The organism is Sulfitobacter dubius (assembly GCF_900113435.1).
GTDB lineage: Bacteria > Pseudomonadota > Alphaproteobacteria > Rhodobacterales > Rhodobacteraceae > Sulfitobacter > Sulfitobacter dubius.
Genome location: NZ_FOPG01000002.1, coordinates 727,507 through 753,475 on the forward strand (window position 1 = coordinate 727,507; position 25,969 = coordinate 753,475).

22 protein-coding genes are annotated in these 25,969 nt (G+C 61.4%); 16 read left to right on the top strand and 6 right to left on the bottom strand.

Going from position 1 to position 25,969, the window contains the following annotated elements:
* Positions 1-41 precede the first annotated feature (41 nt).
* The 5 genes from BM229_RS12270 to BM229_RS12290 are packed head-to-tail and all read left to right on the top strand — an operon-like array spanning position 42 to position 4,669.
* Positions 42-1,361 (top strand): NAD(P)/FAD-dependent oxidoreductase, encoded by a 1,320-nt coding sequence (locus BM229_RS12270; RefSeq protein WP_093927902.1) that lies wholly within the window; start codon positions 42-44, stop codon positions 1,359-1,361.
* Complete coding sequence (locus tag BM229_RS12275) at positions 1,358-2,146, top strand: DUF1365 domain-containing protein (RefSeq protein ID WP_093927903.1); 789 nt, start codon at positions 1,358-1,360, stop codon at positions 2,144-2,146. The genes BM229_RS12270 and BM229_RS12275 overlap by 4 nt, the downstream gene beginning before the upstream one ends.
* Positions 2,143-3,378, top strand: coding sequence for an MFS transporter (locus tag BM229_RS12280; RefSeq protein WP_093927904.1), 1,236 nt, complete (start codon positions 2,143-2,145; stop codon positions 3,376-3,378). Before BM229_RS12275 ends, BM229_RS12280 begins: the two co-directional genes overlap by 4 nt.
* Positions 3,375-3,941 carry a DUF3833 family protein gene (locus BM229_RS12285; RefSeq protein ID WP_208604072.1) on the top strand — a complete coding sequence of 189 codons (567 nt, stop codon included), beginning with the start codon at positions 3,375-3,377 and terminating at the stop codon, positions 3,939-3,941. The genes BM229_RS12280 and BM229_RS12285 overlap by 4 nt, the downstream gene beginning before the upstream one ends.
* Positions 3,938-4,669, top strand: a complete 732-nt coding sequence (locus BM229_RS12290) for an SDR family NAD(P)-dependent oxidoreductase (RefSeq protein ID WP_093927905.1) — start codon at positions 3,938-3,940, stop codon at positions 4,667-4,669. Before BM229_RS12285 ends, BM229_RS12290 begins: the two co-directional genes overlap by 4 nt.
* Before the next feature lie 2 nt (positions 4,670-4,671).
* Here the strand turns inward: BM229_RS12290 and BM229_RS12295 are convergent, their stop codons facing one another.
* The 3 genes from BM229_RS12295 to BM229_RS12305 are packed head-to-tail and all read right to left on the bottom strand — an operon-like array spanning position 4,672 to position 7,023.
* Complete coding sequence (locus BM229_RS12295) at positions 4,672-5,727, bottom strand: saccharopine dehydrogenase (RefSeq protein WP_093927906.1); 1,056 nt, start codon at positions 5,725-5,727, stop codon at positions 4,672-4,674.
* Positions 5,724-6,347 (bottom strand): glutathione S-transferase family protein, encoded by a 624-nt coding sequence (locus tag BM229_RS12300; protein WP_093927907.1) that lies wholly within the window; start codon positions 6,345-6,347, stop codon positions 5,724-5,726. The genes BM229_RS12295 and BM229_RS12300 overlap by 4 nt, the downstream gene beginning before the upstream one ends.
* 25 nt (positions 6,348-6,372) lie before the next feature.
* The gene (locus tag BM229_RS12305; RefSeq protein ID WP_093927908.1) at positions 6,373-7,023 is read right to left on the bottom strand and encodes a histidine phosphatase family protein; all 651 of its coding nucleotides are present in this window, start codon (positions 7,021-7,023) and stop codon (positions 6,373-6,375) included.
* A gap of 172 nt (positions 7,024-7,195) precedes the next feature.
* Between BM229_RS12305 and fdhF the strand changes: the two genes are divergently transcribed.
* Both fdhF and BM229_RS12315 read left to right on the top strand, forming a co-directional pair.
* Positions 7,196-9,961, top strand: a complete 2,766-nt coding sequence (fdhF, locus tag BM229_RS12310; RefSeq protein WP_093927909.1) for a formate dehydrogenase subunit alpha — start codon at positions 7,196-7,198, stop codon at positions 9,959-9,961.
* A 15-nt stretch (positions 9,962-9,976) separates the two neighbouring features.
* A complete protein-coding gene (locus BM229_RS12315; RefSeq protein WP_093927910.1) occupies positions 9,977-11,170 on the top strand; it encodes a hydantoinase/carbamoylase family amidase in 1,194 nt (397 codons plus the stop codon).
* A gap of 6 nt (positions 11,171-11,176) precedes the next feature.
* On the opposite strand, the gene BM229_RS12320 is transcribed toward BM229_RS12315, so the two are convergent.
* Complete coding sequence (locus BM229_RS12320; protein WP_093927911.1) at positions 11,177-11,893, bottom strand: response regulator transcription factor; 717 nt, start codon at positions 11,891-11,893, stop codon at positions 11,177-11,179.
* Complete coding sequence (locus BM229_RS12325) at positions 11,890-13,800, bottom strand: PAS-domain containing protein (RefSeq protein WP_093927912.1); 1,911 nt, start codon at positions 13,798-13,800, stop codon at positions 11,890-11,892. Before BM229_RS12325 ends, BM229_RS12320 begins: the two co-directional genes overlap by 4 nt.
* 114 nt (positions 13,801-13,914) lie before the next feature.
* Here BM229_RS12325 and BM229_RS12330 point away from each other — a divergent pair, with 114 nt between their 5' ends.
* The 9 genes from BM229_RS12330 to BM229_RS12370 all read left to right on the top strand — a co-directional run bounded on the left by BM229_RS12330 (position 13,915) and on the right by BM229_RS12370 (position 24,824).
* A complete protein-coding gene (locus BM229_RS12330; protein WP_093927913.1) occupies positions 13,915-14,337 on the top strand; it encodes a c-type cytochrome in 423 nt (140 codons plus the stop codon).
* A gap of 159 nt (positions 14,338-14,496) precedes the next feature.
* Positions 14,497-16,467: an AMP-binding protein gene (locus BM229_RS12335; RefSeq protein WP_093927914.1), complete on the top strand. Its 1,971-nt coding sequence runs from the start codon at positions 14,497-14,499 to the stop codon at positions 16,465-16,467.
* A gap of 50 nt (positions 16,468-16,517) precedes the next feature.
* Positions 16,518-17,336 (top strand): ABC transporter ATP-binding protein, encoded by an 819-nt coding sequence (locus BM229_RS12340; protein WP_093927985.1) that lies wholly within the window; start codon positions 16,518-16,520, stop codon positions 17,334-17,336.
* A gap of 56 nt (positions 17,337-17,392) precedes the next feature.
* The gene (locus tag BM229_RS12345; RefSeq protein WP_093927986.1) at positions 17,393-18,382 is read left to right on the top strand and encodes a branched-chain amino acid ABC transporter permease; all 990 of its coding nucleotides are present in this window, start codon (positions 17,393-17,395) and stop codon (positions 18,380-18,382) included.
* A 63-nt stretch (positions 18,383-18,445) separates the two neighbouring features.
* Positions 18,446-19,522: a branched-chain amino acid ABC transporter permease gene (locus BM229_RS12350; RefSeq protein ID WP_093927915.1), complete on the top strand. Its 1,077-nt coding sequence runs from the start codon at positions 18,446-18,448 to the stop codon at positions 19,520-19,522.
* An 82-nt stretch (positions 19,523-19,604) separates the two neighbouring features.
* On the top strand, positions 19,605-20,885 hold the full coding sequence (locus BM229_RS12355) for an ABC transporter substrate-binding protein (protein WP_093927916.1): 1,281 nt from the start codon (positions 19,605-19,607) through the stop codon (positions 20,883-20,885).
* Between the two features lie 69 nt (positions 20,886-20,954).
* Positions 20,955-21,791 (top strand): ABC transporter ATP-binding protein, encoded by an 837-nt coding sequence (locus BM229_RS12360; protein ID WP_093927917.1) that lies wholly within the window; start codon positions 20,955-20,957, stop codon positions 21,789-21,791.
* An 82-nt stretch (positions 21,792-21,873) separates the two neighbouring features.
* Positions 21,874-23,100, top strand: a complete 1,227-nt coding sequence (locus tag BM229_RS12365) for a phenylacetate--CoA ligase family protein (RefSeq protein WP_093927918.1) — start codon at positions 21,874-21,876, stop codon at positions 23,098-23,100.
* Between the two features lie 53 nt (positions 23,101-23,153).
* Positions 23,154-24,824 (top strand): ABC transporter permease, encoded by a 1,671-nt coding sequence (locus tag BM229_RS12370; RefSeq protein ID WP_093927919.1) that lies wholly within the window; start codon positions 23,154-23,156, stop codon positions 24,822-24,824.
* Between the two features lie 103 nt (positions 24,825-24,927).
* Here BM229_RS12370 and BM229_RS12375 read toward each other — a convergent pair whose 3' ends face one another.
* Positions 24,928-25,944 (bottom strand): Fe(3+) ABC transporter substrate-binding protein, encoded by a 1,017-nt coding sequence (locus BM229_RS12375; protein WP_093927920.1) that lies wholly within the window; start codon positions 25,942-25,944, stop codon positions 24,928-24,930.
* Between the last annotated feature and the right edge of the window lie 25 nt (positions 25,945-25,969).

Below are 25,969 nucleotides of genomic sequence, written 5' to 3' on the forward strand. Positions count from 1 at the left end.
GGTGCCCCATATCCAAAGTTCCGGACCAAAGCAGGACCCCTATGCCTTTTGAAGCTCTGAACGACAGTACCCTCCCCCAACAGCCGCTTGGTCGGCGTGTCGCCGTGATCGGCGGTGGGATTTCCGGCATGGGGGCGGCGCATATGCTGGCGCCTGCGGACCGCGTCACCCTCTATGAGGCAGGGGCCAAGATCGGCGGCCATGCGCGGACGGTGATCGCGGGCAAGAATGGTGATCAGCCGGTTGATACCGGGTTTATCGTGTTCAATTATGCCAACTATCCGCATCTTGCGGCGCTGTTTGCCGAATTGGACGTGCCGGTTGTGCCGTCGAACATGAGCTTTGGCGCGTCGATTGACGGTGGGCGGCTGGAATATGCCCTGACCAATTTGAACGCCGTCTTTGCCCAGAAGCGCAATATGTTCAGTCCGCCCTTCCTGCGGATGCTGCGCGATATCGTACATTTCAACAAAAACGCTCTGGCTGTCTCGCGCGATCCGTCGATGACCATTGCTGAGTTTCTCGACCGGCTTGGCACCGGGCGCTATTTCCGCGACTTCTACCTCTCGCCGTTGTCGGGCGCGATCTGGTCCACTCCGACCGAGAAGATCATGGACTTCCCCGCTCATGCCATGGTCAACTTTTTCGAGAACCACGCGCTGTTGAACTATTCCGGCCAGCATCAGTGGTACACGGTCAAAGGCGGCTCGCGGCAGTATGTCGATCGGCTGGAGAGTGCCCTACGAGCCAAGGGTGCCGACCTGCGCACCGACAGTCCCGTGCAGGCGGTGCGCCGTACGGCGCAGGGCGTCGAGGTCCGTGTTTGGGGCGGTGAGTGGGAGGCGTTTGACGAAGTGATCTTTGCCACCCATTCCGATGACACGTTGGCGATGCTTTCCGACCCGACCGAGGCTGAGCAGCGTGCGCTCGGCGCGATCCGCTACCAGCCTAATGACATTGTGTTGCATGCAGACACCAGCATCATGCCCAAGCGCCGCTCCACATGGGCATCTTGGGTCTATACTGAGGATCGGGAGCAGAAGTCTGACCGGATCGACCTGACCTATTGGATGAACTCGCTGCAACCGATCCCGCAGGATGATCCGCATTTCGTGACGCTCAACACCAAACGCACGATCCGCGAAGAGCTGATTTACGATCAAGTCACCCTGCGCCACCCGGTTTATGACCTTGCCGCATTAGCCGCGCAGGAGGAGGTGCGTGCGTTTAACGGCAGCCAGAATACGTGGTTCTGCGGCGCTTGGATGCGGCACGGCTTTCACGAAGACGGGCTGGCCAGTGCGGTGGATGTGGTCGAGCGGATGCAGACCGCGCGGGCGGCGCCATTGGCGGCGGAGTGACGGCGGGCGTCGATCATATCAGCGGTCAGACCTTTCATGGCCGCAAGGGCGCGGTGGAGAACCGTTTTCGCTATTCGGTGGACTATGTGCTTTGCGATGCGGAGACCGAGGTGTTGGCCACGCCCGCGCTGTTCGCCCGCAATGGTACGGGGCTGACCAGCCTGCAAGACAGCGACCATGGCGGCGCGCCGGGACAGGGGCGCGGGGCTGCTTGGGTGCGCGATGTGTTGGCGGCACATGACATCTCTGGCGTGGCGCGGATAGAGCTTTTGGCGCAGCCGCGTGTGCTGGGTCATGTCTTTAATCCCGTCAGCTTCTGGCTTTGCCGCAGGGCGGACAATGCGCTGATTGCGGTGATTGCCGAGGTCACCAATACCTATGGCGACCGGCATTCTTATCTTTGCCATCACCCTGACCTGCGGCCTATTCTGCCTGAGGATCGGCTCACGGCCGCCAAGCTCATGCATGTTTCACCCTTTCAGGATGTCGCGGGCGGTTATGTGTTTCGGTTTGATATTACCCCTGAGCGGATCGGCATCTGGATCGATTTCACGGATGGTGAGAATGGGTTGATCGCAACACTGACAGGCCCACGTGCGCCGCTGACGAACGGCCGCATCCTCTGGTCGCTGCTGCGCCGACCCTTCGGTGCGCGGCGGGTGCTGGCCTTGATCCATTGGCAGGCGCTGAAACTCTGGCTGAAGCGCGCCGGATTTCGCGGTCGGCCTGAGGCGCCCGAGATCGAAGTCTCGCGCGACAGCGCCCATGGCGCGGGTGGAAGATGAAGGGGGGCGCGGCGCGACTGCCCGCCTATGCGCTTTTCGCAGCGCTGCTCGCAGCAGCGGGGCTGCCGATCTACATCCACGCACCGAAATTCTATGTCGATGAATACGGCGTTTCGCTGACTGCTCTCGGCTCTGTCCTGTTTGCGCTGCGGCTGCTCGATATCGTGCAAGACCCCGCACTCGGATGGTTAGCTCAAAGGCTTCGTGCCCAGCGGGCAGCGGCGGTGGCGGGGGCAGGGGCGGTGATGGCGCTGGCGATGCTGGGGCTTTTCGCGGTGCCGGCCCCTGTGGCTCCGGTGCTATGGTTCGCGCTGATGCTGACCTTGGTATTCTCCTCTTTCAGCTTCCTGACCATTTGCTTTTACGCGCAGGGGGTCGCAAAGGCGGACATGCTCCCCGGTGCGGGGCATCTGGCGCTGGCGCGTTGGCGTGAGACCGGGGCACTGTTGGGCGTTTGCGTGGCATCCGTGGCCCCATTGCTGCTGGGCTTGGCCCTTGATCGGCCCTTTGCCGGTTTTGCAGTGGGCTTTGCCATCTTGGCCCTCTGGGCAATCACTGCGATGCGCGGCGAATGGCGCGCGGCGGGGCTGCCCATGGCCAGCGGATTTGGCATCGTTTTGCGGGACCAGCAGGCGCGGCGGTTGCTGCTGATCGCGCTGGTCAATGCCGCGCCAGTGGCCGTTACCTCGACCCTGTTTCTGTTCTACGTTGAGTTGGCGCTCGACGCGCCGGGGTGGGAAGGGCCGCTTTTGCTGCTCTTCTTTCTTGCTGCTGCGGCGGCGGCCCCGATTTGGGGAATGCTGGCCGAACGCTTTGGCGCGCGGCAGGTTTTGTTGTTTGCGATGATCGTAGGCATTGTTGCCTTTGGGGGCGCGCTGCTGTTGGGTCCGGGGGACGTGGTGCTTTTTGCGTTTGTATGTCTGGCCTCTGGCGCGGTTTTAGGCGCGGATCTGACGCTTTTGCCCGCCATGTTCGCCACCCGTATGGCGCAGATCGCCCCCTCCGCCGCCGAAGGTTTCGGTCTTTGGTCTTTCGTATCTAAATTGACCTTGGCTTTCGCGGCTGTGGCCCTACTTCCAGCTTTAGAACGCGCAGGATTACAGACCAGTGTGGGAGACAGTTCCGACACATCCATCTCCCTGTTGATCTGGTTCTATGCTGGTGTACCTTGCGCTTTGAAATTGCTGGCGATCGCTCTGCTTGCCAGTACCAATGACGTGGAGAAACCGTGACAGAGCCGCTGATCTTTATCGCTGTCGGGCTTGCCCTTGGTCTATTGCTCACCTTTTTGCGCCGCCGTTTGGGAGAGTTTCACGGGCAATCGCCTAGCGACTATGTCGATTCCTTCCCTGTATTCGACCTGCGCTTGCATCTGCGGGACAAAATGATCTGCGAGGGCGTGATCTTTGGCCCCCTGGGCCGTGTCACCAGCAGTTTTACTGCGAATTTTGACGTGTCCTGGGAAGGGAACGTGGCGACCGTGGCCGAGTCTTTCCGTTACAATGATGGTTCGCGGCAGGAACGGGAATGGACCGTGACGCTGGGCAAGAACGGTAATTTCACCAGCACCGCGCCGGATGTGATCGGTGAGGGACAGGGGATCCAGTCCGGGCCGACATTGCTGCTACGCTACCGTATCCGTCTGCCCGAAGAGCTTGGCAGCCATGTGCTGAAAACGGTCGATTGGATGTATCTGACCCCCGACGGCACTATCGTGAACCGCAGCCAGTTTCGAAAATTCGGGATCAAAGTAGCAGAATTGGTCGCCACGCTGCGACCGGCGGAGGAACGATGAAGGACTGGCAAGGCAAGACCTATTGGCTGGTGGGCGCGAGCGACGGACTTGGCGCGGCGCTGGCCCATCAACTCAGCCGCACCGGGGCGGAGGTGATCCTCTCCGCCCGGTCAGAGGACAAGCTGACCGAATTGGCCAAAGCCCTGCCGGGGCGGGCGCGGGTGCGGGTCTTGGATGTGACCGATGAGGCCGATGTCGCCGCCGCTGCGCAGGAGATCGGTCCGATTGATGGGCTGGTCTATCTGGCCGGAGCCTATTGGCCCTTCGGTGCGAAGGATTGGCAAGCGGGTCACGCCGTGACCATGGCGGATGTGAACTTTACCGGCCTGTTGCGCGTGCTGGGGCAGGTCGTGCCGCAGATGGTTGCCCGAGATGAGGGGCATATAGTCATTACCTCCAGCCTGACCGCCTATCGCGGGCTGCCCGGCTCAATTGGCTATACGGCCTCCAAGGCGGCGACAATGTCTTTGGCGGAATGTATGCACGCCGATCTGCGCAAGACAGGCGTGCAGGTTCAGGTCATCAACCCCGGTTTCATCAAGACCCAGTTGACCGACAAGAACGATTTCAAAATGCCCTTTTTGATGGCGCCGGAAGACGCCGCGCGGCGGGTCTATGAGCATATGAACGGCGACAGTTTCAAACTGGATTTTCCCTACGGGTTTTCGCTGCTGTTCCGTTTGGGGCGGTTCCTGCCGGACTGGCTGTATTACCGGTTCTTCTCCTGATCTCAGACTTCGGCGACATGCTTGCCAAAGAGATCACGCGGGCCTTGCCAGACGGGATTTCCTGCCTCTGGCAAGGCCCGCAAGGTCGGTAGCAACTGGCCTGCAAAATCCTCAGAGCTTTCACGCGGCAGCATTGAGGGCAGATTGTCGATGGCCATGACATCCAGCGGCGGGGCGTCGTGCACACGCAGGGCGGGCGTCTCCCAAGTCGTCGCGCGGTCATAGACCTGCACCGGGTTAAAGGCGCTGTCCGGGTCGCAGGCGATGTCGCCGATCACCCGCAGGGCACGCTTTGCTTTAGGAGCATCGGGGCGGACGAAGGCGGGAGTGTCTGGCCCTGCGAGGATGCAGTTGAAGAAATAGGCGTGGTCGAGGATTTCGGGGAACGGCCCGCCATGGGCGGTTTCGGCCATATCCCAGCCGGTGACGGGGATGCCCAAAGCCTCGCAAAGATCGCTCGCCCCGCGCCCCACGCGGCCCAATGCGCCGATCACCAGCGCACGGTCGCTGCTTCCGTCAACCTGAGCGAGTTCTTCGGCCAACGCCGATTTCAAGGCATCGGCGTCGGGGTAGGGCGCAACCGGGCCGCAGGTCTCTCCGCGCAGCTGTGCGATGCGGCATTTGACCGAGACGGCTGCCCCCGCAAAGCCCGCCCAATAGCCAAAGGCGGCAACGCGGCGGCCATTGTCATCGGTCAAATACTCCAAATCCAGCAACGTGCCGCCACCCGCCTTGAACCGCTCCAACAGTTTGCGGCCCGAGGATTGGCCTTTGTAGGCGTGGCCGAACATGATGTGAGTATGGGGCAGGAGCGTCCCGTCTTCGGGCAGCTCCTTCAGGCCAAAGATCACCGCATCGCGCGGGGCGTCGGGCCAGCTATGCGCGGGGACGATCTCGCAGCCCGCCTGCGCATAGGCGGCGGTGGGGATCACGCGGCTGTCGCTGTCTTCGACGCTCACTTTCATGCCTGTCGCGATCAGCGCGGCCGCCCCTTCGGGCGTCAGGCCGGTGCGGGTCTCATTGTCGCGCTGTTCGGCGCGCAGCCACAGATGGGTCATGCCAAGATTCCCTTCGCGCGCACGGCCTTGACGCTGGCACGGTCTTCCATGCGGGCGGCGAAGGCATCAAGCCGTGGGTAAGCCGCGCGGTCGACCCCGTCACCGGCCAGCCATCCCGAGACGACAAAGAGATAGGGATCGGCCAGCGACAGGGCATCGCCCGCAACGAAGTCGCCCCGGAAGGCGTGGTTTTCGATATAGGCCGCGCAATCGGCCATGGTCTGCGGCACCTTGGCTTTCATATCGTCAAAACTGGATTGCTGATCGGCCCAGCGGTGGCCGCGCATCTTATGGGCGTGGGCCACATGCATGGTCGAGGCGAGGTAGTACATCACTCCGCGCATATGGGCCGCGAGTTCAGGGTCAGCCGGGACCAGCCCCGCCTCGGGCGCGCGGGCGGCGACATAGTCCAACAGCGCGCCAGTCTCGGTCAGGGCGCTGCCCGCTTCGGTCACGAGGGTCGGCACCCGGCCCTTGGGGTTCAGCGCCAGATAGGGCGCGGCGGTCTGTTCGGCGCTGGCGAAATCGACCTTCACCGGTTCATAGTCCAGCCCCGCTTCTTCAAGGGCGATGGCGACGGCGACCGAGATCGTGCCGGGGGCGTAGTGAAGTTTCAACATGGGTCAGCCTTTCGCGGGCGAGGGGTTACATATGCGTTTGTGCAAGGCGGCGGTCGGGACGGTCAAGATGCGGCACGGCATTGAACAGCACGGGCGACCAATGCCCGCCGATGGGAAAGAGCCGGTGCATCGAAGTATGCATGATCGCCAGCGCCAGCCGCGCCATCGCCGGGATCCCGACGCCCATCGCCTGCGCCATCGCCAGAGAGATCAGCCCGCCCGAGGTCACCACCAGCGCCGGGCCTTCGCCCTCGGCAATCTCGGCCAGCGCCGATTGCACGCGGGTTTCAAAGTGCTCGTAGGTTTCGGGCGTGTCGGCAAGCTTGCCCGCTTTCCAATAGTCGAAGACCTGCGGCAGGTGGTGCACGAACTCACCCGCGCGGGGGAAGGGCACCTTGTGCTGTTGCTCCATCAGATTGGCGAGGGTGAAATATTCCAGCTCATTCAACCGGGCGTCACGGATGGGTTCCAGCCCGGTCTTCATCGCCTCGGCGGTTTCGATATGGCGGGTCAGGGTGCCGGTATAGAGCCGCGTGTGGTGGCTTTCGCTGTGACGCAAATGCTCGCCCAGCCACGCGGCTTGCTCATGGCCAAGCGGGCTGAGTTGGTCATAGCTCAACTCGTCCTTGGCGGTGGAATTGGCTTGGCCGTGGCGGATCAGGGTAATGTGGGACATCAAAAGGCTTTCACTGTTCGCCCAAGTGATAGGGTAGCTTGCCGGGCCATACAATGCACCGCGCCGCAATGCGCCGCCGCGGCGTTTATCCGTGACGGGGTGTCGGGATTGGCCCCTGACAAACGCCGGATTTTGCCTATAGTTTGGGCAATAGCCAAGGGGAGGGGCAGCCATGGCCGAGAGGATCACATTCACGCTGGATGGTCAGACCGTCGAGGCCGAGACCGGCATGACCATTTGGGAAGTGGCCAACGGTCGGGGTTTGAAAATCCCCCATCTGTGCCACAAACCCGCCCCCGGCTACCGCCCCGATGGCAACTGCCGCGCCTGTATGGTCGAGATTGAAGGCGAGCGTGTGCTGGCGGCCTCCTGCATCCGCGAGCCTGCCGAGGGGATGGTGGTGACCACCAACAATGCCCGGGCCGAGAATGCGCGCAAGATGGTTATGGAGCTGTTGCTGGCCGATCAACCCGCGCAGGACGTGGCGCATGACAAGTCGAGTCACATGCGCGACATGGCGGCCCTGAGCGGGGTGGAGAGCAGCCGTTTCCCCAAACTGGAGCGGGACCGGATACCGCTTTTGGACGACAGCCATGTGGCAATGCGTGTAAACCTTGATGCTTGCATCCAGTGCAACCTCTGCGTCCGCGCCTGCCGCGAGGTGCAGGTCAATGACGTGATCGGCATGGCGGGACGCGGCCATGATGCCTATCCGGTCTTCGACATCGACGATCCAATGGGTGCCTCGACCTGCGTTGCCTGCGGCGAATGTGTGCAGGCTTGCCCGACGGGCGCGCTGATGCCCGCCACGGTGGTGGACGCGGCGCAGGTGGGCGACTCGGCGGATTACGACGATGAGGTCGCCAGCGTCTGCCCCTTCTGCGGCGTGGGCTGTCAGATTTCGCTCAAGGTGAAGGACAACAAGGTCAAATATGTCGAAGGGATCAACGGCCCGGCGAACGAAGGACGGCTCTGCGTCAAGGGGCGCTTTGGCTTTGACTATATCCACCACGACCACCGCCTGACCAAACCACTGATCCGCCGCGACGACGCGCCCGCCAAGGGGCTGAACGTCGATCCGGGCAATTGGGGTGAGGTGTTCCGCGAGGCCACTTGGGACGAGGCGCTGGATTTCGCAGCACAGGGCCTCAAGGGGCGCGGGCGCGAGGTGGCGGGCTTCGGCAGCGCTAAATGCACCAATGAGGAAGCCTATCTGTTCCAGAAGCTGATCCGACAGGGCTTTGGCCATAACAACGTCGATCACTGCACGCGGCTCTGCCATGCCTCATCCGTGGCGGCGCTGATGGAGAACGTCGGCTCAGGCGCCGTCACCGCGACCTTCAACGAGATCGAGAACGCCGACGTGGCCATCGTCATCGGCGCCAACCCGGTTGAGAACCACCCCGTTGCCGCGACCTATTTCAAACAGTTCACCAAACGTGGCGGCAAGCTGATCGTGATGGACCCGCGCGGTGTGGGGCTCCGCCGTTTCTCCAGCCATATGCTGCAATTCCGTCCCGGCACCGACGTGGCGATGCTCAACGCGATCATGCATGTGATCGTGGAGGAGGGGCTCTACGACGAGCAATATATCGCGACCTATACCGAGAATTGGGAGGCCGAGAAAGCGCATCTGAAGGACTTCCCGCCCGAGGCCATGGCCGCCGTCTGCGGCATCGAGGCCGAGGTGCTGCGCGACGTGGCGCGGACCTTTGCCGGGGCCAAGGCGGGGATGATCTTCTGGGGCATGGGGGTCAGCCAGCACATCCACGGCACCGACAATTCGCGCTGCCTAATTTCGCTGGCACTGATGACCGGCCATGTCGGCCGCCCCGGCACCGGTCTGCACCCCTTGCGCGGGCAGAACAACGTGCAAGGCGCCTCGGACGCTGGCCTCATTCCGATGTTCCTGCCCGACTACCAGCCAGTCGGCGACGACGGCGTGCGCTCGGCTTTCACCGAGGTTTGGGGCTCAGATGATTTTAGCGCCGAGAAGGGGCTGACGGTGACTGAGATCATGAACGCGGTGCACGACGGCGAGATCAAGGCGATGTATGTGCTGGGCGAGAACCCGGCGATGTCGGACCCGGATGTCGACCACGCCCGCGCGGCCCTTGCCAAGCTTGATCATCTGGTGGTGCAGGACATTTTCCTGACCGAAACGGCGAATTATGCCGATGTGATCCTCCCCGCCAGCGCCTTTGCCGAGAAGACTGGCACGGTGACTAACACCAACCGGCAGGTCCAGATGGGCCGCCCGGCGGTGACGCCCCCGGGGGAGGCGCGCGAGGATTGGTGGATCGAGGTCGAACTAGCGAAGCGGCTGGGCCTTGGCTGGTCCTACGAAAGCCCGGCGGATGTCTTTGCCGAGATGAAGCTGAACATGAAGTCCTTTGACAACATCACATGGGACCGTTTGGCACGTGAGAATGCTGTGACCTACCCGTCGCTCAGCGAGAGCGATCCGGGGCAGGCGATTGTCTTTAGCGAGGGTTTCCCCCGGCCCGAAGGCCGCGCCAAATTCACCCCCGCCGCGATCGTAGCGCCGGATGACGCGCCGGACGACGCCTACCCGATGATACTGACCACCGGGCGGCAGTTGGAACATTGGCATACCGGCTCGATGACGCGGCGGTCCAAGGTGCTCGACAGGCTGGAGCCGGAGGCGAATTGCTCGCTCCACCCCTCGACCCTGCGCCGCCTTGGTGTGACTCCGGGGGAGCATGTGCGGCTGTCGACCAAACGCGGCAGTATCGAGATCATGGCCCGCGAGGATCGCGCGGTGGCGCCCGACATGGTCTTCCTGCCCTTCGCCTATGTCGAAGCGGCGGCGAATATCCTGACAAATCCAGCGGTTGACCCCTATGGCAAGATCCCGGAGTTTAAGTTCTCTGCCGTCAGGGTGGAGGCGGCGAAAGGGGCCGTCGCCGCCGAGTAAGGAAAGTTTGGAAGAATGAAGATTGATGCCGCCCGTTTCTTGAAAGACCTGCACGATCTGCGCGCCATCGGCGCTGCGGGTGTGGGCAAGGGCGTGGTGCGTCCGGCCTATTCCGCCGCCGATGTTGAGGCGCGGGAATGGCTTGCCGGGCGGATGCGCGATGCGGGGCTGAAGGTCGAGGTCGACGCTATGGGCAACCTCTTTGGCTTGGCCGAAGGGCCGTCGATCCTGCTGGGGTCGCATTCCGACAGCCAGCCCGAAGGTGGCTGGCTCGACGGGGCCTTGGGCGTGATCGCCGCGCTTGAAGTTGCCCGCGCAGCGGGTGAGGCCGGAGGGCCTGCGGTCTCGGTCGTGTCCTTTCAGGACGAAGAGGGGCGCTTTGGCGTGACCACCGGTTCGACCGTCTGGTCCGGCGCTTTGGATCAGGCCAAGGCCGATGGCTTCAAGGATGACGCCGGGGTCAGCTTGGCCGAGGCGCGCCGCGCGATGACGGGCATGGTGACCGGCCCGGTCGATCCCGCGCAGTTCACTGGCTATATTGAGCTACACATCGAACAGGGTCCGACGCTGGATGACAGTGGCGAGCAGATCGGTGTCGTCACCGATATCGTCGGCATTCGCGATATGAAGGTGACCTTTGAAGGCCAGCAAAACCACGCGGGCACTACACCGATGGCTGTGCGAAAGGATGCCTTTCAAGCGGTATCTGGCTTCAACAGCCTGCTTAATGACCGGCTGCGCAACGTGGTGACGCCGAGCACCGTCTGGACGATTGGCCATGTCAGCCTGCATCCCAATGCCTCGTCCATCGTGCCGGGCAAGGCGGTGTTTTCCATGCAGTGGCGGGACGGCGACAGCGACCGTCTGGCACGGATGGAGAAGATCATCCGCGAAACTGCCGAAGAGGTCGCGCAGACACGTGGGATGGAGTTGTCCTTTGGCCCGATGCTGGGGCTGGAGCCGGTGGCCATGGACGCGCGGTTGCGCGATGCACTGGCCGAGGCAGCGGAAACGGTGGCGCCGGGCAAGTGGCGCAAGATGCCCTCGGGCGCTTTGCATGACGCGACCAATGTGGCGCGGCTGATGCCGGTCGCGATGTTGTTCGCGCCGTCGATCAACGGGATCAGCCATGCTTTCGAAGAGGACACAGCCGAAGACGATCTGGTCGCGGCGGTCGAGGTGCTGGGCCGAGCCGTCGCGGTGCTTTGAGCGCCGTCAGTCCCAATCCACATCGCCAAGGAAGATATAGCCCGCGCCATAGATCGTCTTGATCAACTGCGGGTTCTTCGGGTCTTCGCCAAGCTTCGTGCGCAACCGCGAGATGCGCACGTCCATCGCGCGGTCAAAACTCTCGGAAGCCACGCCGCCGAGGCTTTCTTGCATCTGCGCGCGGCTGATCAGCCGTTTCGGCGCGTCTAGGAACAGCCGCAGTACTTCGCCCTCGGCGTGAGAAAATGTCACCTCGGTGCCTGTCGCATCCTGCAAGACATAGCGGTCGAAATGCGCGGTCCAGCCGTTGAAGCGCGCGGTGGTGCCAGCCTGTGGGGTGGGCTTGGCGCTGCGCAGGCGGGCGCGGATGCGGGCGACCACTTCCGCCGGATCGAAGGGTTTGATGATGTAGTCATCAGCCCCCAGTTCCAGCCCAGTCACCCGGTCCTGCACCTGCGCACGGCCCGAGATGATGATCACGATCGCGCCTTGTTCCAGCGCCAGCCTGTGTACCAGCGTCAAACCGTCGGTGTCGGGCAGGCTGAGATCGACAAGGCAGACATCGGGGGTATGGGTGGCCAGTGCGGCTTCAAAAGCCCGCGCGCGACCAAAGCTGAGCGTGTCGAAGCCGGCTTCCTGCAACGTGTCCGACAGCATCTGCCGGATCTCGGGTTCGTCATCCAGAATGGTGACCAGTGGGCGCGGGGCGGTATCACGGCTCATGGGGCGGTGGCTTTCAATGGGGCGATCAACGCTTGCAGATCGTCTTTTTCAAAGGGTTTGCGCAGCACCGGCGCAAGGGTTTGCGCCTCGACAAACAGCGGGTGATCGGCGGGCAGAGAGGTCATCAGCAACAGCGGCAGGCTGCTGCCGACGCGCCGGGCAAGGTCGATGCCGGTGCCTTCGCCGCTGAGTTGGATGTCAGAGAGGACAAGAGCGATGTCGGGCAGATCGGCGATCAGGGCTGTGGCCTCATCGGCGCTGGTGGCTTCGATCACCGAATGGCCCTGATCCATCAACATGTCGCGCACCACGGCGCGGATATCACTCGTGTCTTCGACCAGCAGCACCAGACCCGTCGTGGCCGGCACGGCGGCGCGGTAGGGCAGACGCAGGCTGATCTGCGCGCCGCCCTCGGGCGCATTGCTCAGCCGCAGGTCACCGCCTGCGGATTTGGTCATGTCGTAGACCATCGACAGACCCAGCCCCGACCCCTCGCTGCCCTTTGTGGTGAAGAAGGGCTCGACCCCACGCTCCAGCGCAGAGGGCGAAAAGCCCGGCCCGGTGTCGTGGATCACCCATTCGACCCAAGTGTCATGCACCAGCCGCTGAGTCAGGGTGATGGTGCCACGCGCACCGCAGGCGTCGCGGGCGTTAAGGATGAGGTTCAAAAGCGCATCCTGCACGCGGCCTTTGTCGAGCAGGACAGACCCCTCTGGCGCGTCATTGCGCACCACCAGCGCGCATTTCGGCGGCAGAGTGGGGGCGGCGAGGGTCGAAAGCTCGTTCAAGAGGTCGGCGATATCGGTGGCCGCAGGGCGCAGGGCGCGGGGTTCGGTCACATCAGCGATGGAGCTGAGCAGCGTGCCGCCCCGCCGGGCCGCGGCCAAGGTCCCTTCGACCAATTCGCCCGCTTGCGCCGGCATGTCGGGCAGCCGGGCGAGTTTCGACTGCATCCCCAGAATGATGGTCAAAAGGTTCGAAAAGTCATGCGCCAGCCCAGAGATCATGCGAGAGGCCAACTCGCGTTTCAGTGTCTGTTGCAGGGCGACGCGGGTCTGGGTCTCTTCGGTGATGTCCATCGACAGGATATAGACCCCGCCGCGCCTGTCGGGGGTAAAGGCCCCCCGGATGCGGCGGGCGGATTCGTCATGGGTGAACTCGATCACCGCCGGGCTGCCCGCGTAGGCTTGGGTCAGCGCGGGCTTGATCCGCCCATAGGCGGAGGCCCCGAGCGCGTCGCTGATGTGCAGACCGTAAATATTGCTGGGCCGCCCCGGCATCACACTGCTGAGGCGGCGGTTGGAATAGATATAGCGGCCATTCTCGTCGACATGGGCGATATGGGCGGGCATCATCTCGGTTGTCAGGCGGGTGCGGGCTTCGCTTTCAGTGACCTGGCGCTTGGCTTCTTCCAGCGCCGTAATCGTCGCTTCGAGTTTGCGGTTGCTGGCGGCGAGCTGTTCGGCATGGGAGAGCAGTTGATCGCTCAGCGCATCGGACCGCGCGCGCAACAGCGCCTCTTGCCGTTTGGTGTTGGTGATATCGGTATAGACGGTGACCCAGCCGCCCTGCGGCAGCGGGGAGCCTTCGACGCTGATGGTGCGCCCGTTCGCGCGGGTGCGTTCCATGTAATGCGGCACAAAAGCCTGCGCCTGTTCGACACGCTCGGCCACGAAGGCATCGACATCCGTGACCTCACCATATTCGCCGGTTCCGGCGAGATGGCGGATCGTATCCTCAAAGGGCGCGCCGGGGGTGACCAGTTCATCGGGCAGATCGAACATGGATTGAAACGGCCCGTTGCAGACCGCAAGGCGCAGGTCGCTGTCATAGATCGTCAGCGCCTGAGCGATCAGGTTCAGACCGGCTTGGGTTAGGGCTTTGGTTTGGTCATCGGTGATCTGCATTGGCATCCGTCGACGGTAGGGCCAGCACCGCGCAGAGGAAAGGCCAAATGGCGCTTGACCTTCTTGCGCTGGAGGCCCGGAGAAGCGCGGCAAATGAAACCCGAAAGGCAGAGCATGGACAAGAACTTTGGAATGGTGGCGGTGGCTGCAGTGGTTGCGATTGGCGGATATATGTGGTGGCGTGCCGAAGAGGCCCCGGCCCCCACAGCAAGCGGCGCGACGATGGCAGCCGTCACCTTGCCGGACAGCCTGAGCGAGCAGGCGCAGATCGGCGCGCGTGCATTTGAGGCGAAATGCTCGGCCTGTCACGGGGTCAACGCCGCCGGGCGCGAAGGCGCAGGCCCGCCGCTGGTCCATAAAATCTATGAACCCAGCCACCACGGCGATGGCGCTTTTCTGGTCGCGGCAACCAATGGCGTGCGCCAGCATCACTGGTCTTTCGGCAATATGCCCCCGGTGGAAGGGATCACCCAGGCCGAGGTTAAATCCATCGTGACCTATGTGCGCGAGGTGCAGCGTGCCAACGGCATCGACTAGCCGCGAAGAGTGCTAAATCGCGCTGTAACAATTCGTTAGGATTCGGAAAAGATCAGGAAAAAGTTGACCTCCACACCTAAGACAACGTCACTTGTGAGATCATAGAATCGCACAAGCGATCGAACCCGCCGGGGAGGGCGGGCATGGGAGGAAGACAATTTGGCTAAGCCGCTGACGCGTGCCGACGGACCTCAGTCCGTGCCGGCGCTGTTGCACCGCAACGCAAGTGAATTCGCAAACGCCCCCGCTTACCGGGAGAAGGAATACGGGATCTGGCAAAGCTGGACCTGGTCGCAGACCCGCGACGAGGTCGAGGCGCTGGCGCTCGGATTTTTGGAACTGGGATTGGATGAGGGCGATTTCGTCGCTGTTATCGGGCGTAACCGACCATACCTCTATTGGGCGATGATGGCGGCGCAGATGGCTGGCGCCATCCCCGTGCCGCTGTACCAAGACGCGAACGCCGAAGAGATGGCCTATGTCATGGGCCACTGCGGCGCGCGTATCGCCGTGGTTGGCGATCAGGAGCAGGTCGACAAGATCATCGAAGTCCAGGCGCAGCTGCCCGACTTTGAGCGGATGATCTACCTCGACCCGCGCGGATTGCGCAAATATGACCACTCCAAGCTTGACCAATACAGCGCAGTGCAGGAATTGGGCCGCGCCAACCGCGAGAAGCACATCGCAGAGTTGGAGGCGCGTCAGGCCAAGCTGAATTACGACTCGACCGGCGTGATGCTTTACACCTCGGGCACCACAGGCAAGCCCAAGGGCGTGGTGTTGAGCAACCGCAACGTGATCGAAACGGCGAAGTCGTCGTCGGAGTTCGACAACCTCAAACGCAATGATGAGATCCTCGCCTATCTGCCGATGGCATGGGTTGGGGATTTCATCTTCTCCGTTGGCCAAGCGCTTTGGACCGGGTTCTGCACCAACTGCCCCGAAAACGCCGACACGATGCATGTCGACCTGCGCGAGATCGGGCCGACCTATTACTTCGCTCCGCCCCGGGTGTTCGAGACGCAGCTGACCTCTGTCATGATCCGTATGGAAGACGCGAGCCGATTCAAGAAATGGCTCTTCGACACTTTCATGGCCCATGCCCGCAAGGTTGGCCCCGCGGTTCTGGACGGCAAAAAGGTGTCGTTCATGGACCGTGCGAAATATGCGCTGGGCGAGTTGATGATCTATGGCCCGCTGAAGAACACGCTCGGGTTCAGCCGCGTGCGCGTCGGCTATACCGCCGGTGAGGCGATCGGCCCGGAGATTTTCGATTTCTACCGCTCGCTTGGCATCAACCTCAAACAACTCTACGGCCAGACCGAGGCGACGGTGTTCATCACCGCCCAGCCCGATGGCGAGGTGCGCAGCGATACCGTGGGCGTGACCTGCCCGGGCGTGGAGTTGAAGATCGCCGACAATGGCGAGGTCTTCTACCGCTCGCCGGGTGTTTTTGTGGAATACTACAAGAACCCCGAAAGCACCGCAGACACCAAAGATGCCGAAGGCTGGGTCGCCACGGGCGACGCGGGCTTTATCGAGGAAGGCTCGGGCCACCTGCGCATCATCGATCGCGCCAAGGACGTGGGCCAGATGGCCGACGGGCGGCTCTTTGCGCCGAAATATGTGGAGAACAAGCTCAAGTTCTTCCCCAACATCCTTGAGGCCGTGGTTTTCGGCAACCAGCGCAACGAATGCACCGCCTTCATCAACATCGACCTCACGGCGGTGGGCAACTGGGCGGAGCGTAACAACATCGGCTATGCCTCTTACCAAGAACTCGCGCGGCATCCGCAGGTGATGGACACGATTCAAAGCCATGTGGAGGAGGTGAACCGTTCGGTCGCCGAGGATGAGATGCTTTCGGGCTGTCAGGTACACCGCTTTGTCGTGTTGCACAAAGAGTTGGACGCCGACGATGGTGAACTCACACGCACCCGCAAAGTGCGCCGCAAGATCATCGAAGAGAAATACGCCGATATCATCACCGCGCTTTATGACGGCTCCAAACAGGTCAGCACCGAGACGGAAGTGACCTACGAGGACGGCCGCAAGGGCTCGATCAAGGCGACGCTCGAAATTCGCGACGCCGCGGTGCAGCCGACCAGCCACAAGATGGCAGCGGAATGAGCGCGGCTCAGGCCAGCGCCGGGCAGGCGGGAACTATGGAAAGGGACAGCGTGAAAGATCAGGCTGACAGCTATGTCACCGAGGACGGCCGCACAATCGGCCCGACGGTGATGGAGATGAAAAACATCACCCTGCGCTTTGGCGGCGTGGAGGCGATCAAGGACATTTCCTTCGACATCCGCGAGGGCGAAATCCGCGCGATCATCGGGCCGAACGGGGCGGGCAAGTCCTCGATGCTCAATGTAATCAGTGGCTTCTACGTCCCGCAGGAGGGTGAGGTTTGGTACAAAGGCGCTCAGCGTCCGCCGATGAAACCCTATCAGGTAGCGCAGCAGGGCATTGCCCGGACCTTTCAGAACATCGCGCTGTTTGAAGGCATGTCGGTGCTCGACAACGTGATGACAGGCCGTTTGACCCAGATGAAATCGGGGTTGCTGGCGCAGTCGCTTTGGAAGGGCAAGGCCGAGCGCGAAGAAGTGGAGAACCGCGAGATTGCTGAGAAGGTCATCGACTTTCTGGAGATTCAGGCGATCCGCAAAACCCCGGTCGCGCGTCTGCCTTACGGTCTGAAAAAGCGTGTTGAACTGGCCCGCGCCTTGGCGGCTGAGCCGACGATCCTGCTGCTCGATGAGCCGATGGCGGGCATGAACGTCGAGGAAAAAGAGGACATGTCCCGCTTCATCCTCGATGTGAACGACGAATTCGGCACCACCATCGCGCTGATTGAGCATGACATGGGCGTGGTCATGGACCTGAGCGACCGCGTGGTCGTGATGGATTACGGCCGCAAGATCGGTGACGGCTCGCCGCATGACGTGCGCAACAATCAAGAGGTGATCGACGCCTATCTGGGGGTGGCCCATGACTGAGCGCCGCACGATCACCCGCAATGACACAGCCGTTCTGACTTTGGGGAGGGCCAATGATGCCTGAGCAACTGGCGTTTACAATCGAAGTCTTCATGAACGGGCTGATGGCCGGGGTGCTCTATGCGCTCGTCGCCCTTGGCTTCGTGCTGATCTACAAGGCTTCGGGCATTTTCAACTACGCGCAGGGCGTCATGGCGCTCTTTGCCGCGCTGACGCTGGTCGGGATCATGGAGGGGCAGGTGCCCTTCAGCCATCTGATCAACGCGATCCTCGGGACAGAGGTCCACCACTTCGGCTGGCATGTGCCTGCCTTCCTCGCCATCGTGCTGACCATGGTGGTGATGATCGTGCTGGCCTATTGCGTGCAGCGTTTCGTGTTCCGTTACCTTGTGGGACAAGAGCCGATCATCCTCTTTATGGCCACCATCGGTCTGGCCTATTTCCTCGAAGGTGTCGGCGACCTGATGTGGGGGTCCGAGATCAAGACACTCGACGTCGGTCTCCCGCAGGGCATCAACGTCTGGATCGATGAATTCACCTTTGAGGCCACTGGCTACGGCTTCTTTATCGACAACCTCGATATCGTGGCCTCCATCGTCGCGGCGATCCTTGTGATCGGGCTAGTGATGTTCGCACAATACACCAAACAGGGCCGCGCCATGCGGGCTGTGGCGGATGACCATCAGGCCGCGTTGTCGGTCGGTGTTTCGCTGAACTTCATCTGGATCTTGGTCTGGTCGCTGGCGGGTTTTGTGGCGCTGGTTGCGGGCATCATGTGGGGCGCTAAATCGGGCGTGCAGTTCTCGCTGTCGCTGATCGCGCTGAAGGCGCTGCCGGTGCTGATGCTGGGCGGTTTCACCTCAATCCCCGGCGCGATTGTCGGCGGGCTGATCATCGGTGTGGGCGAGAAATTATTCGAGTTCCTGATCGGTGCCCCCTTCCTTGGTGGCGCGACCGAGAACTGGTTCGCCTATATGCTGGCGCTCGTCTTCCTCGTCTTCCGCCCGCAGGGCCTGTTTGGGGAGAAGATCATTGAGCGCGTTTGATACAGGCATGATGCGCCGCTGTGCATCCAACGACACAAAGATCGCAGAAGGGAAATCAGTCTAATGTTCTATCGTGAAGCAGGCGATTTCAGCACGACATACGCCGAAGACCAGCAGACCTTCCCGATCAAGTTCGACCGCTACCGCTACTATGTGGTGCTTTTTGTCGCGATCTTTGTCATTCCCTTCATGGTCAATGACTACTGGGTCAACTCGCTGTTCCTGCCCTTTTTGATCTACGCCATTGCGGCGATTGGCTTGAACATCCTCGTGGGCTACTGCGGGCAGGTGAGCCTCGGCACGGGCGGTTTCATGGCGGTGGGGGCCTATGCCTGCTACAAGCTGATGACGGCGATGCCGGATGTGAGCATGTTCATCCATATCCTGCTGGCCGGTGTGATTACCGCTGCTGTTGGGGCGCTCTTTGGCTTGCCGAGCCTGCGGATCAAGGGGTTCTACCTTGCCGTGGCAACGCTGGCGGCGCAGTTCTTCCTTGTCTGGCTGTTCAACCGGGTGCCGTGGTTCTACAACTACTCCGCCTCGGGCCAGATCAGCGCGCCCGAGCGCGACACCTTTGGCATCCTGATCACCGGCCCGAATACCGAAGCTTGGGCCACCTATATGTTCTGCCTGATCTTCACCGTCTTCTCGGCGCTGGTGGCGCGCAATCTGACGCGCGGCTCGGTTGGCCGGAAATGGATGGCGATCCGCGACATGGACATCGCGGCCGAGATCATCGGGGTGAACCCGCTGCGGGCGAAGCTGACGGCCTTTGCGGTGAGCTCTTTCTTTATCGGAATCTCCGGCGCGTTGTTCTTTTCGATCTACCTCGGCGCGGTTGAAGTCGGCGAAGCCTTTGGCATCCAGAAAAGCTTCTTGGTGCTCTTTATGATTATCATCGGCGGTTTGGGCAGCATCTTTGGCAGCTTTGCCGGGGCCGCATTCCTTGTGCTGTTGCCGGTGCTTTTGAAGATCGTCGGCGTCGACTGGCTCGGATGGCCCACGGATATCGTGGCGCATTTGCAGCTGGTGATCGTGGGCGGATTGATCATCATCTTCCTGATCGCAGAACCCCACGGGCTGGCGCAACTGTGGCGCGTGGCCAAGGAAAAACTGAGATTGTGGCCCTTCCCGCACTAAGGGGCGGCCATGAAAAGCGAGGCCGGAGGGAGGAAACCCGGCCCAAACACCCAAGTCGGACAATCCAAGGGAGGAAACACCGATGAAATATAAACTGGGAACACTGGCCGTTGCAGGCCTGATGGCCGCAAGCCCCGTGATGGCAGACCTTGTCTTTCCATCGCTAAGCTACCGCACCGGACCATATGCCGCAGGGGGCATCCCCTTCGCTGACGGCTATGCCGATTACTTTACCCTTTTGAACGAACGTGACGGTGGCATCGGTGGCGAAACCATCCGCGTGCCGGAGTGCGAGACCGCCTACAACACCGAGAAGGGCGTGGAATGCTACGAGTCGACCAAGGGCGAAGGCGCGCTGGTGTATCAGCCACTGTCGACCGGCATCACCTACCAGCTGATCCCCAAAGTCACCGCCGATGACATCTCGATGTTGACCTCCGGTTTGGGCCGTACCTCGGCCAAGGACGGCAACACCTTTAGCCATGTTTTCAACTTCCCTGCAAACTACTGGGATGGCGCGTCGGTCGCGGTGAAACACATCATGGAGCAAGAAGGCGGCGATCTGAGCGGCAAGAAAATCGCGCTGGTCTACCACAACTCCGCTTACGGCAAAGAGCCGATCCGCACGCTGCAAGAACTGAGCGAAAAGCACGGTTTTGAGCTGAAGGAAGTGCCGGTCGATCACCCCGGTCAGGAGCAGAAGTCGCAGTGGCTTCAAATCCGCCGCGACAAGCCTGACTATGTGATCATGTATGGTTGGGGCGTGATGAACCAAGTTGCGGTTCAGGAAGCTGCCAACATCCGCTTCCCGATGGACAAGTTCATCGGCATCTGGTGGTCCGGCTCGGAAAACGACGTTCTTGCGGCGGGTGCCAAGGCCGATGGCTATAAGGCGCTGACGTTCCACAATGTGGGCTCTGACTATCCGCTTTATGACGATCTGAAAACGCACGTTGTCGATGCGGGTAAAGCCGCCGGTGCTGGCGATCAGGTGGGTTCGGTGCTGTACAACCGGGGCATCTATGCCGCGATGCTGGTGGCCGAAGCTGCCCGCACAGCGCAGGAAATCCACGGTGTCACAGATATCAGCAGCGGCCAAATGCGCGATGGGATGGAGCAGCTAGAGATCACCGAAGAAAAGATGGCGGCCCTTGGCCTGCCGGACTTCGGCCCTGAATTCTCGGTCTCTTGCGAAAACCACGGCGGCGAAGGTTTCGTGGCTGTGACCCAGTGGGATGCGACAGCCAAGGAATGGAACCTCGTGTCGGACTTCATGCAGTCGGATCAAGACGTGATCCAGCCGCTGATCGATGAGGACGCATCGGCCTACGCGACTGAAAACGCCATCGAAGGCAACTGCTAAACGCGATATCCCCCGGCTGCCCTGTTTGGGTGGCCGGGGGACATTCCAAGCCCAAGAGAGGTCTTTCCCATGCTGGATGCTGCAAATACCAATGACGTCGCGGTCGAAAACCTGCTTGAGGTCAACAATATCGAGGTGATCTACAATCACGTCATCCTTGTCCTTAAGGGCGTGAGCCTGAACGTGCCCAAGGGCGGCATCACTGCGCTGCTGGGGGGCAATGGCGCGGGCAAGACCACGACGCTCAAGGCGATCTCGGGGCTTTTGGCTTCGGAACGTGGAGAGGTCACCAAAGGCTCAATCAAATACCGTGGTGGCCCGATCCAACACCAAGATCCAGCCGAAACCGTGAAAAAGGGTGTCGTGCAGGTCATGGAAGGCCGGCACTGCTTTGAGCACCTCACCATCGAAGAAAACCTGCTAACCGGTGCCTATACCCGCACCGACGGCAATGCCGCGATCCAGCGTGATCTTGAGATGGTCTATGATTATTTCCCCCGCCTGAAAGAGCGCCGCCGTTCGCAGGCAGGCTATACCTCGGGCGGTGAGCAGCAGATGTGCGCCATTGGCCGCGCGCTAATGTCCCGCCCTGAGACGATCCTTTTGGATGAGCCGTCGATGGGCCTTGCCCCGCAATTGGTTGAGCAGATTTTCGAGATCGTTAAATCGGTGAACGAGAAAGAAGGCGTGACCTTCCTGTTGGCGGAGCAAAACACCAACGTCGCGCTGCGCTTTGCGCATTACGGCTACATTCTTGAATCCGGTCGCGTTGTGATGGATGGCCTCGCCAAAGACCTGCGAGAGAACCAAGACGTGAAGGAATTCTACCTCGGCATGTCCGACGAAGGCCGCAAAAGCTTCCGCGACGTACGCAGCTACCGCCGCCGGAAGCGCTGGCTGAGCTAAGCGCCCGAGACTGAAATCAAAAAAGGCAACCGAGCCGGGCTTATGCCCTCTCCAGTGATGCCGTAGCAGGAAAGTGACAGGGATGCCGACCAAGCCCCATTTCGACGATCTGGAAACCCGCAGCGCCACTGAACGCGCCGCTGATTTGGCCAAGGCGCTGCCGCAGCAGATTGCTCGTGCGCAAGGGCTTTCAGGTTATGGTGATGCGCTGAAAGAGGTGGACGCGGCGCAAATCACCTCTGTCGAGGCCCTTGCCGATCTCCCGGTGCTGCGCAAATCAGAGCTTGGCAAGGCGCAGGCGGGACAGGCGCCTTTTGGCGGTTTCACCACCAAGCCGGTCTATGAGTTCAGCCATGTTTTTCAATCGCCCGGCCCGATTTATGAGCCTTCGAGCAATGATCCCGATTGGTGGCGCATGGGACGCTTCCTACATGCCGCAGGCATCGGCGCGGGCGACATCGTGCATAACTGTTTTGGTTACCATTTGACCCCCGCGGGCATGATCTTCGAATCCGGTGCGCGGGCGGTGGGGGCAACTGTGCTGCCTGCCGGAACCGGCCAGACCGAGCTTCAGGTCACCGCCGCCCGTGATGTGGGTTCGACCGCCTATGCGGGCACGCCGGATTACCTCAAGGTGATTTTGGAGAAAGCCGACGCGATGGGCGTTGATCTAAAGATCACCAAAGCAGCCGTCGGCGGCGGTGCGTTGTTTCCCAGCCTGCGCGCCTATTATGAGGAGCGCGGCATCACCTGCCTGCAATCCTATGCCACCGCTGATCTGGGCAATATCGCCTATGAAAGTCCCGCGATGGAGGGGCTGATCGTCGACGAACAAATCATCGTCGAGATTGTCACCCCCGGAACCGGCATCCCTGTAGCGCCCGGAGAGGTGGGCGAAGTTGTGGTGACGACTCTCAACCCTGATTACCCGCTGATCCGTTTCGCCACTGGCGATCTGAGTGCCGTGCTCGAAGGCGAAAGCCCCTGTGGACGTACGAATAAGCGGATCAAAGGCTGGATGGGCCGCGCTGATCAAACCACGAAAATCAAAGGCATGTTCGTTCGCCCTGAACAGGTGGCAGCATTGGTGGCCCAACACGCCGAGATTGAAAAAGCCCGTGTCATCGCCAGCCGCGAAGGCGAGGCGGATGTGATGACCGTGCAGATTGAGACCGCGAATGGGGACGAAGCGCGCTACGCGCAATCCGTGGCCGATCTGCTCAAGCTTAAGGGCAAGGTTGAATTGGTCTCCCCCGGCTCCTTGCCGCGTGATGGATTGGTGATCGAGGACCAGCGAAGCTACGACTAGGATGCCGCATTGCGCCCTCTGGCATTTCCTAGTGAAATCGTCGAAATAGGGGCATGACGCTGAACGCCGCTCCCACGAACGCGACCAAACCTCCCCGCGCCCGCGACGGGCTGCGCGCCCTGTCAGGTGTGGCCCTGACTGTGGCTGCTTTCTGTGCGCTGCCGATGCTTGCGGTGCTGATCGCAGCACTTAGCGGTGGGACAGAAACGGTGCAGCATTTGATCCAGACGGTGCTGGGCCGCTATACGATTACGACACTGTTACTGGTGCTGTTGGTGTCGGCGGGCACTTTTGCCATTGGTGTCGGCGCGGCGTGGTTGGTTACCATGACACGCTTTCCCGGCGCAAAGTTTTTGGAAATCGCGCTGGTGCTGCCGCTGGCCTTTCCGGCCTACGTGCTGGCCTACGCCTATACACATGTGCTGGATCATCCCGGCATTGTTCAAGAGACCCTGCGCGATGTGACGGGCTGGGGGCCGCGCGACTACTGGTTTCCGGAAATCCGCTCGCTGGGTGGGGCCGCCGCGATGCTGGTGCTGGTGCTTTACCCCTATGTTTACCTGCTGGCCCGCGCGGCATTCCTCCAGCAAAGCGGTACGACCTTTCTTGCCGCGCGTGCGCTTGGATCAAGCGCGTGGTCCGCGTTCTTCAAGGTCAGCTTGCCCCTTGCCCGCCCCGCTATTGCGGGCGGCGTGTTGCTGGCGGTGATGGAGACGATTGCGGATTTCGGGACGGTTGCCTATTTCGGCGTTCAGACCTTTGCCACGGGCATCTACACCAGTTGGTTTTCCATGTTCGACCGCGCCGCCGCCGCGCAGTTGGCGCTATGCTTGCTGAGCTTTGCATTACTTTTGGCGATGCTTGAGCGCGCGCAACGCGGCAAGGCACAGTACCATGATCCTGCCCGGCGCACGCAATCGGCGCCACCTTCGGAGTTGACGGGTTGGCAGGCGGCGGCGGCACTTGTTTTGTGTGGTGTGCCGGTGCTGTTTGGGGCGGTGCTGCCGGTGGTTATCCTTGTCACCATGGGGTTGGATTCTGAACAGAACCTTTTTAGTCCACGCTACCTTGGATTCATGCGCAACTCTGTGACATTGGCGGGTATCGCTGCGCTGTTGACGGTCTTGGCGGCGATCAGTGTGGGGTTCTTTCGACGGTTGCGGCCGGGCCGGGTTTCTCAGGGCGCGGCATATGTGGCGCGGCTGGGCTACGCCGTGCCGGGCGGGGTGATCGCCGTGGGGCTGTTGGTGCCCTTTGCGATGTTTGATAATGCATTAGATGCTTGGATGCGGGCGACCTTTGATTTTTCCACCGGGTTGCTGATCACCGGGTCAATCTGGCTGTTGGTGCTGGCGTATCTGGTGCGTTTCCTTGCCGCTGCTTTGGGCGCTTACGAGGGCGGGCAGGCGATGGTTCATGCCAATATGGACGCTGCTGCGCGGTCGTTGGGTCAGACGCCATTGGGCACGCTGCGACGGGTACATCTGCCGATTCTCGCGCCTAGCCTGCTGACCGCGCTGTTGATTGTGTTCGTTGACGTGATGAAGGAATTGCCGGCAACGCTAATCATGCGGCCCTTCAACTATGACACGCTGGCGGTTCAAGCGTATCGCTTGGCGAGTGACGAGCGGTTGAACGGCGCGGCTGTGCCGAGCCTTGTGATCGTTGCGATGGGGTTGCTGCCGGTGATCTTGATCTGTCGGCAGGTAGGTCGGCAGCGTTAGCGATCGATGGCCTGTGGCTTGGTTCCGGACCGGGGTAGTTACTGTCTTACAAAAAAAGGCGGGTTCGAAAACCCGCCTCTCTCTAATCCGGTTTTGGTAGGGTTTATTCCCAGCCAACCGTGTTAAAGATTTTCTGCGCGGTGCCGATATTTTCGGCCACGTCCGACAGGTTCACTTCATCGGCTTTAAACTCACCCAATTGCTTCACGCTATCGGCCAGTTCGACGCCTTCCACGGTTGGGAACTCATCGTTGCCCGCAGAGAAGTAGACCTGCGCCTGATCGGAGGCGAGATATTCAAGGAACTTCACCGCATTCTCGCGGTTCGGTGCGTTCTTGGCTACGCCACCGCCAGAGAGGTTCATATGCGCGCCGTTGCCTTCTTGGTCGGGCCAGATCAGGCCGATCTTGCCGATCTCATCGCTCACGCCGTCCACGTCGGTGCGGATCGCACGGGCGAAGTAATAGCTGTTGGAAACAGCGATGTCGCATTCACCCGACACGATGCCGCGCAGCTGGTCGGTGTCGCCGCCCTGAGGTGCACGCGCCATGTTGTCGACCACGCCCTGCGCCCATTCGGTTGCGGCCTCTTCGCCTTCGTGGGTGACGATCGAAGCCAGCAGTGTCTGGTTATAGGTGTTGGTGGACGACCGGATGCAGACCTGACCTTTGTAGGCCGGATCGGCGAGGTCCATGTAGGTTGCGGGCGGGTTGTCCAACGTTTCGTTGTTGAAAAAGATGATCCGCGCGCGCTGCGACAGGCCAAACCACTGGTTATCATCGTCTTGCAGGTTGCCGGGGATGCGCTCTTCGAGCGTGTCGCTCTCGATGGATTGCAGCAGGCCCATGTCTTTCGCGCGCTTGAGGCGGCTTGTATCGACAGTCAGCAGAACATCCGCCGGGGAGTTCGCGCCCTCGGCTTCCATACGGGCCAGCAGTTCGTCGGCTTTGCCTTCGATGCGGTTGATGGTGATGCCGGTTGCTTCGGTGAAGTCGGAGTAGAGCCGCTCATCGGTGTCATAGTGACGCGAGGAATAGAGGTTCAGCTCGCCATCGGCTAGCGCGGGAAGGGCCAGCGACATCAGCGCGGCGGCAGCAGTCGATGTTTTGCAGAGGGTCATATCAGGGTCCTGTTCCATTGGGATA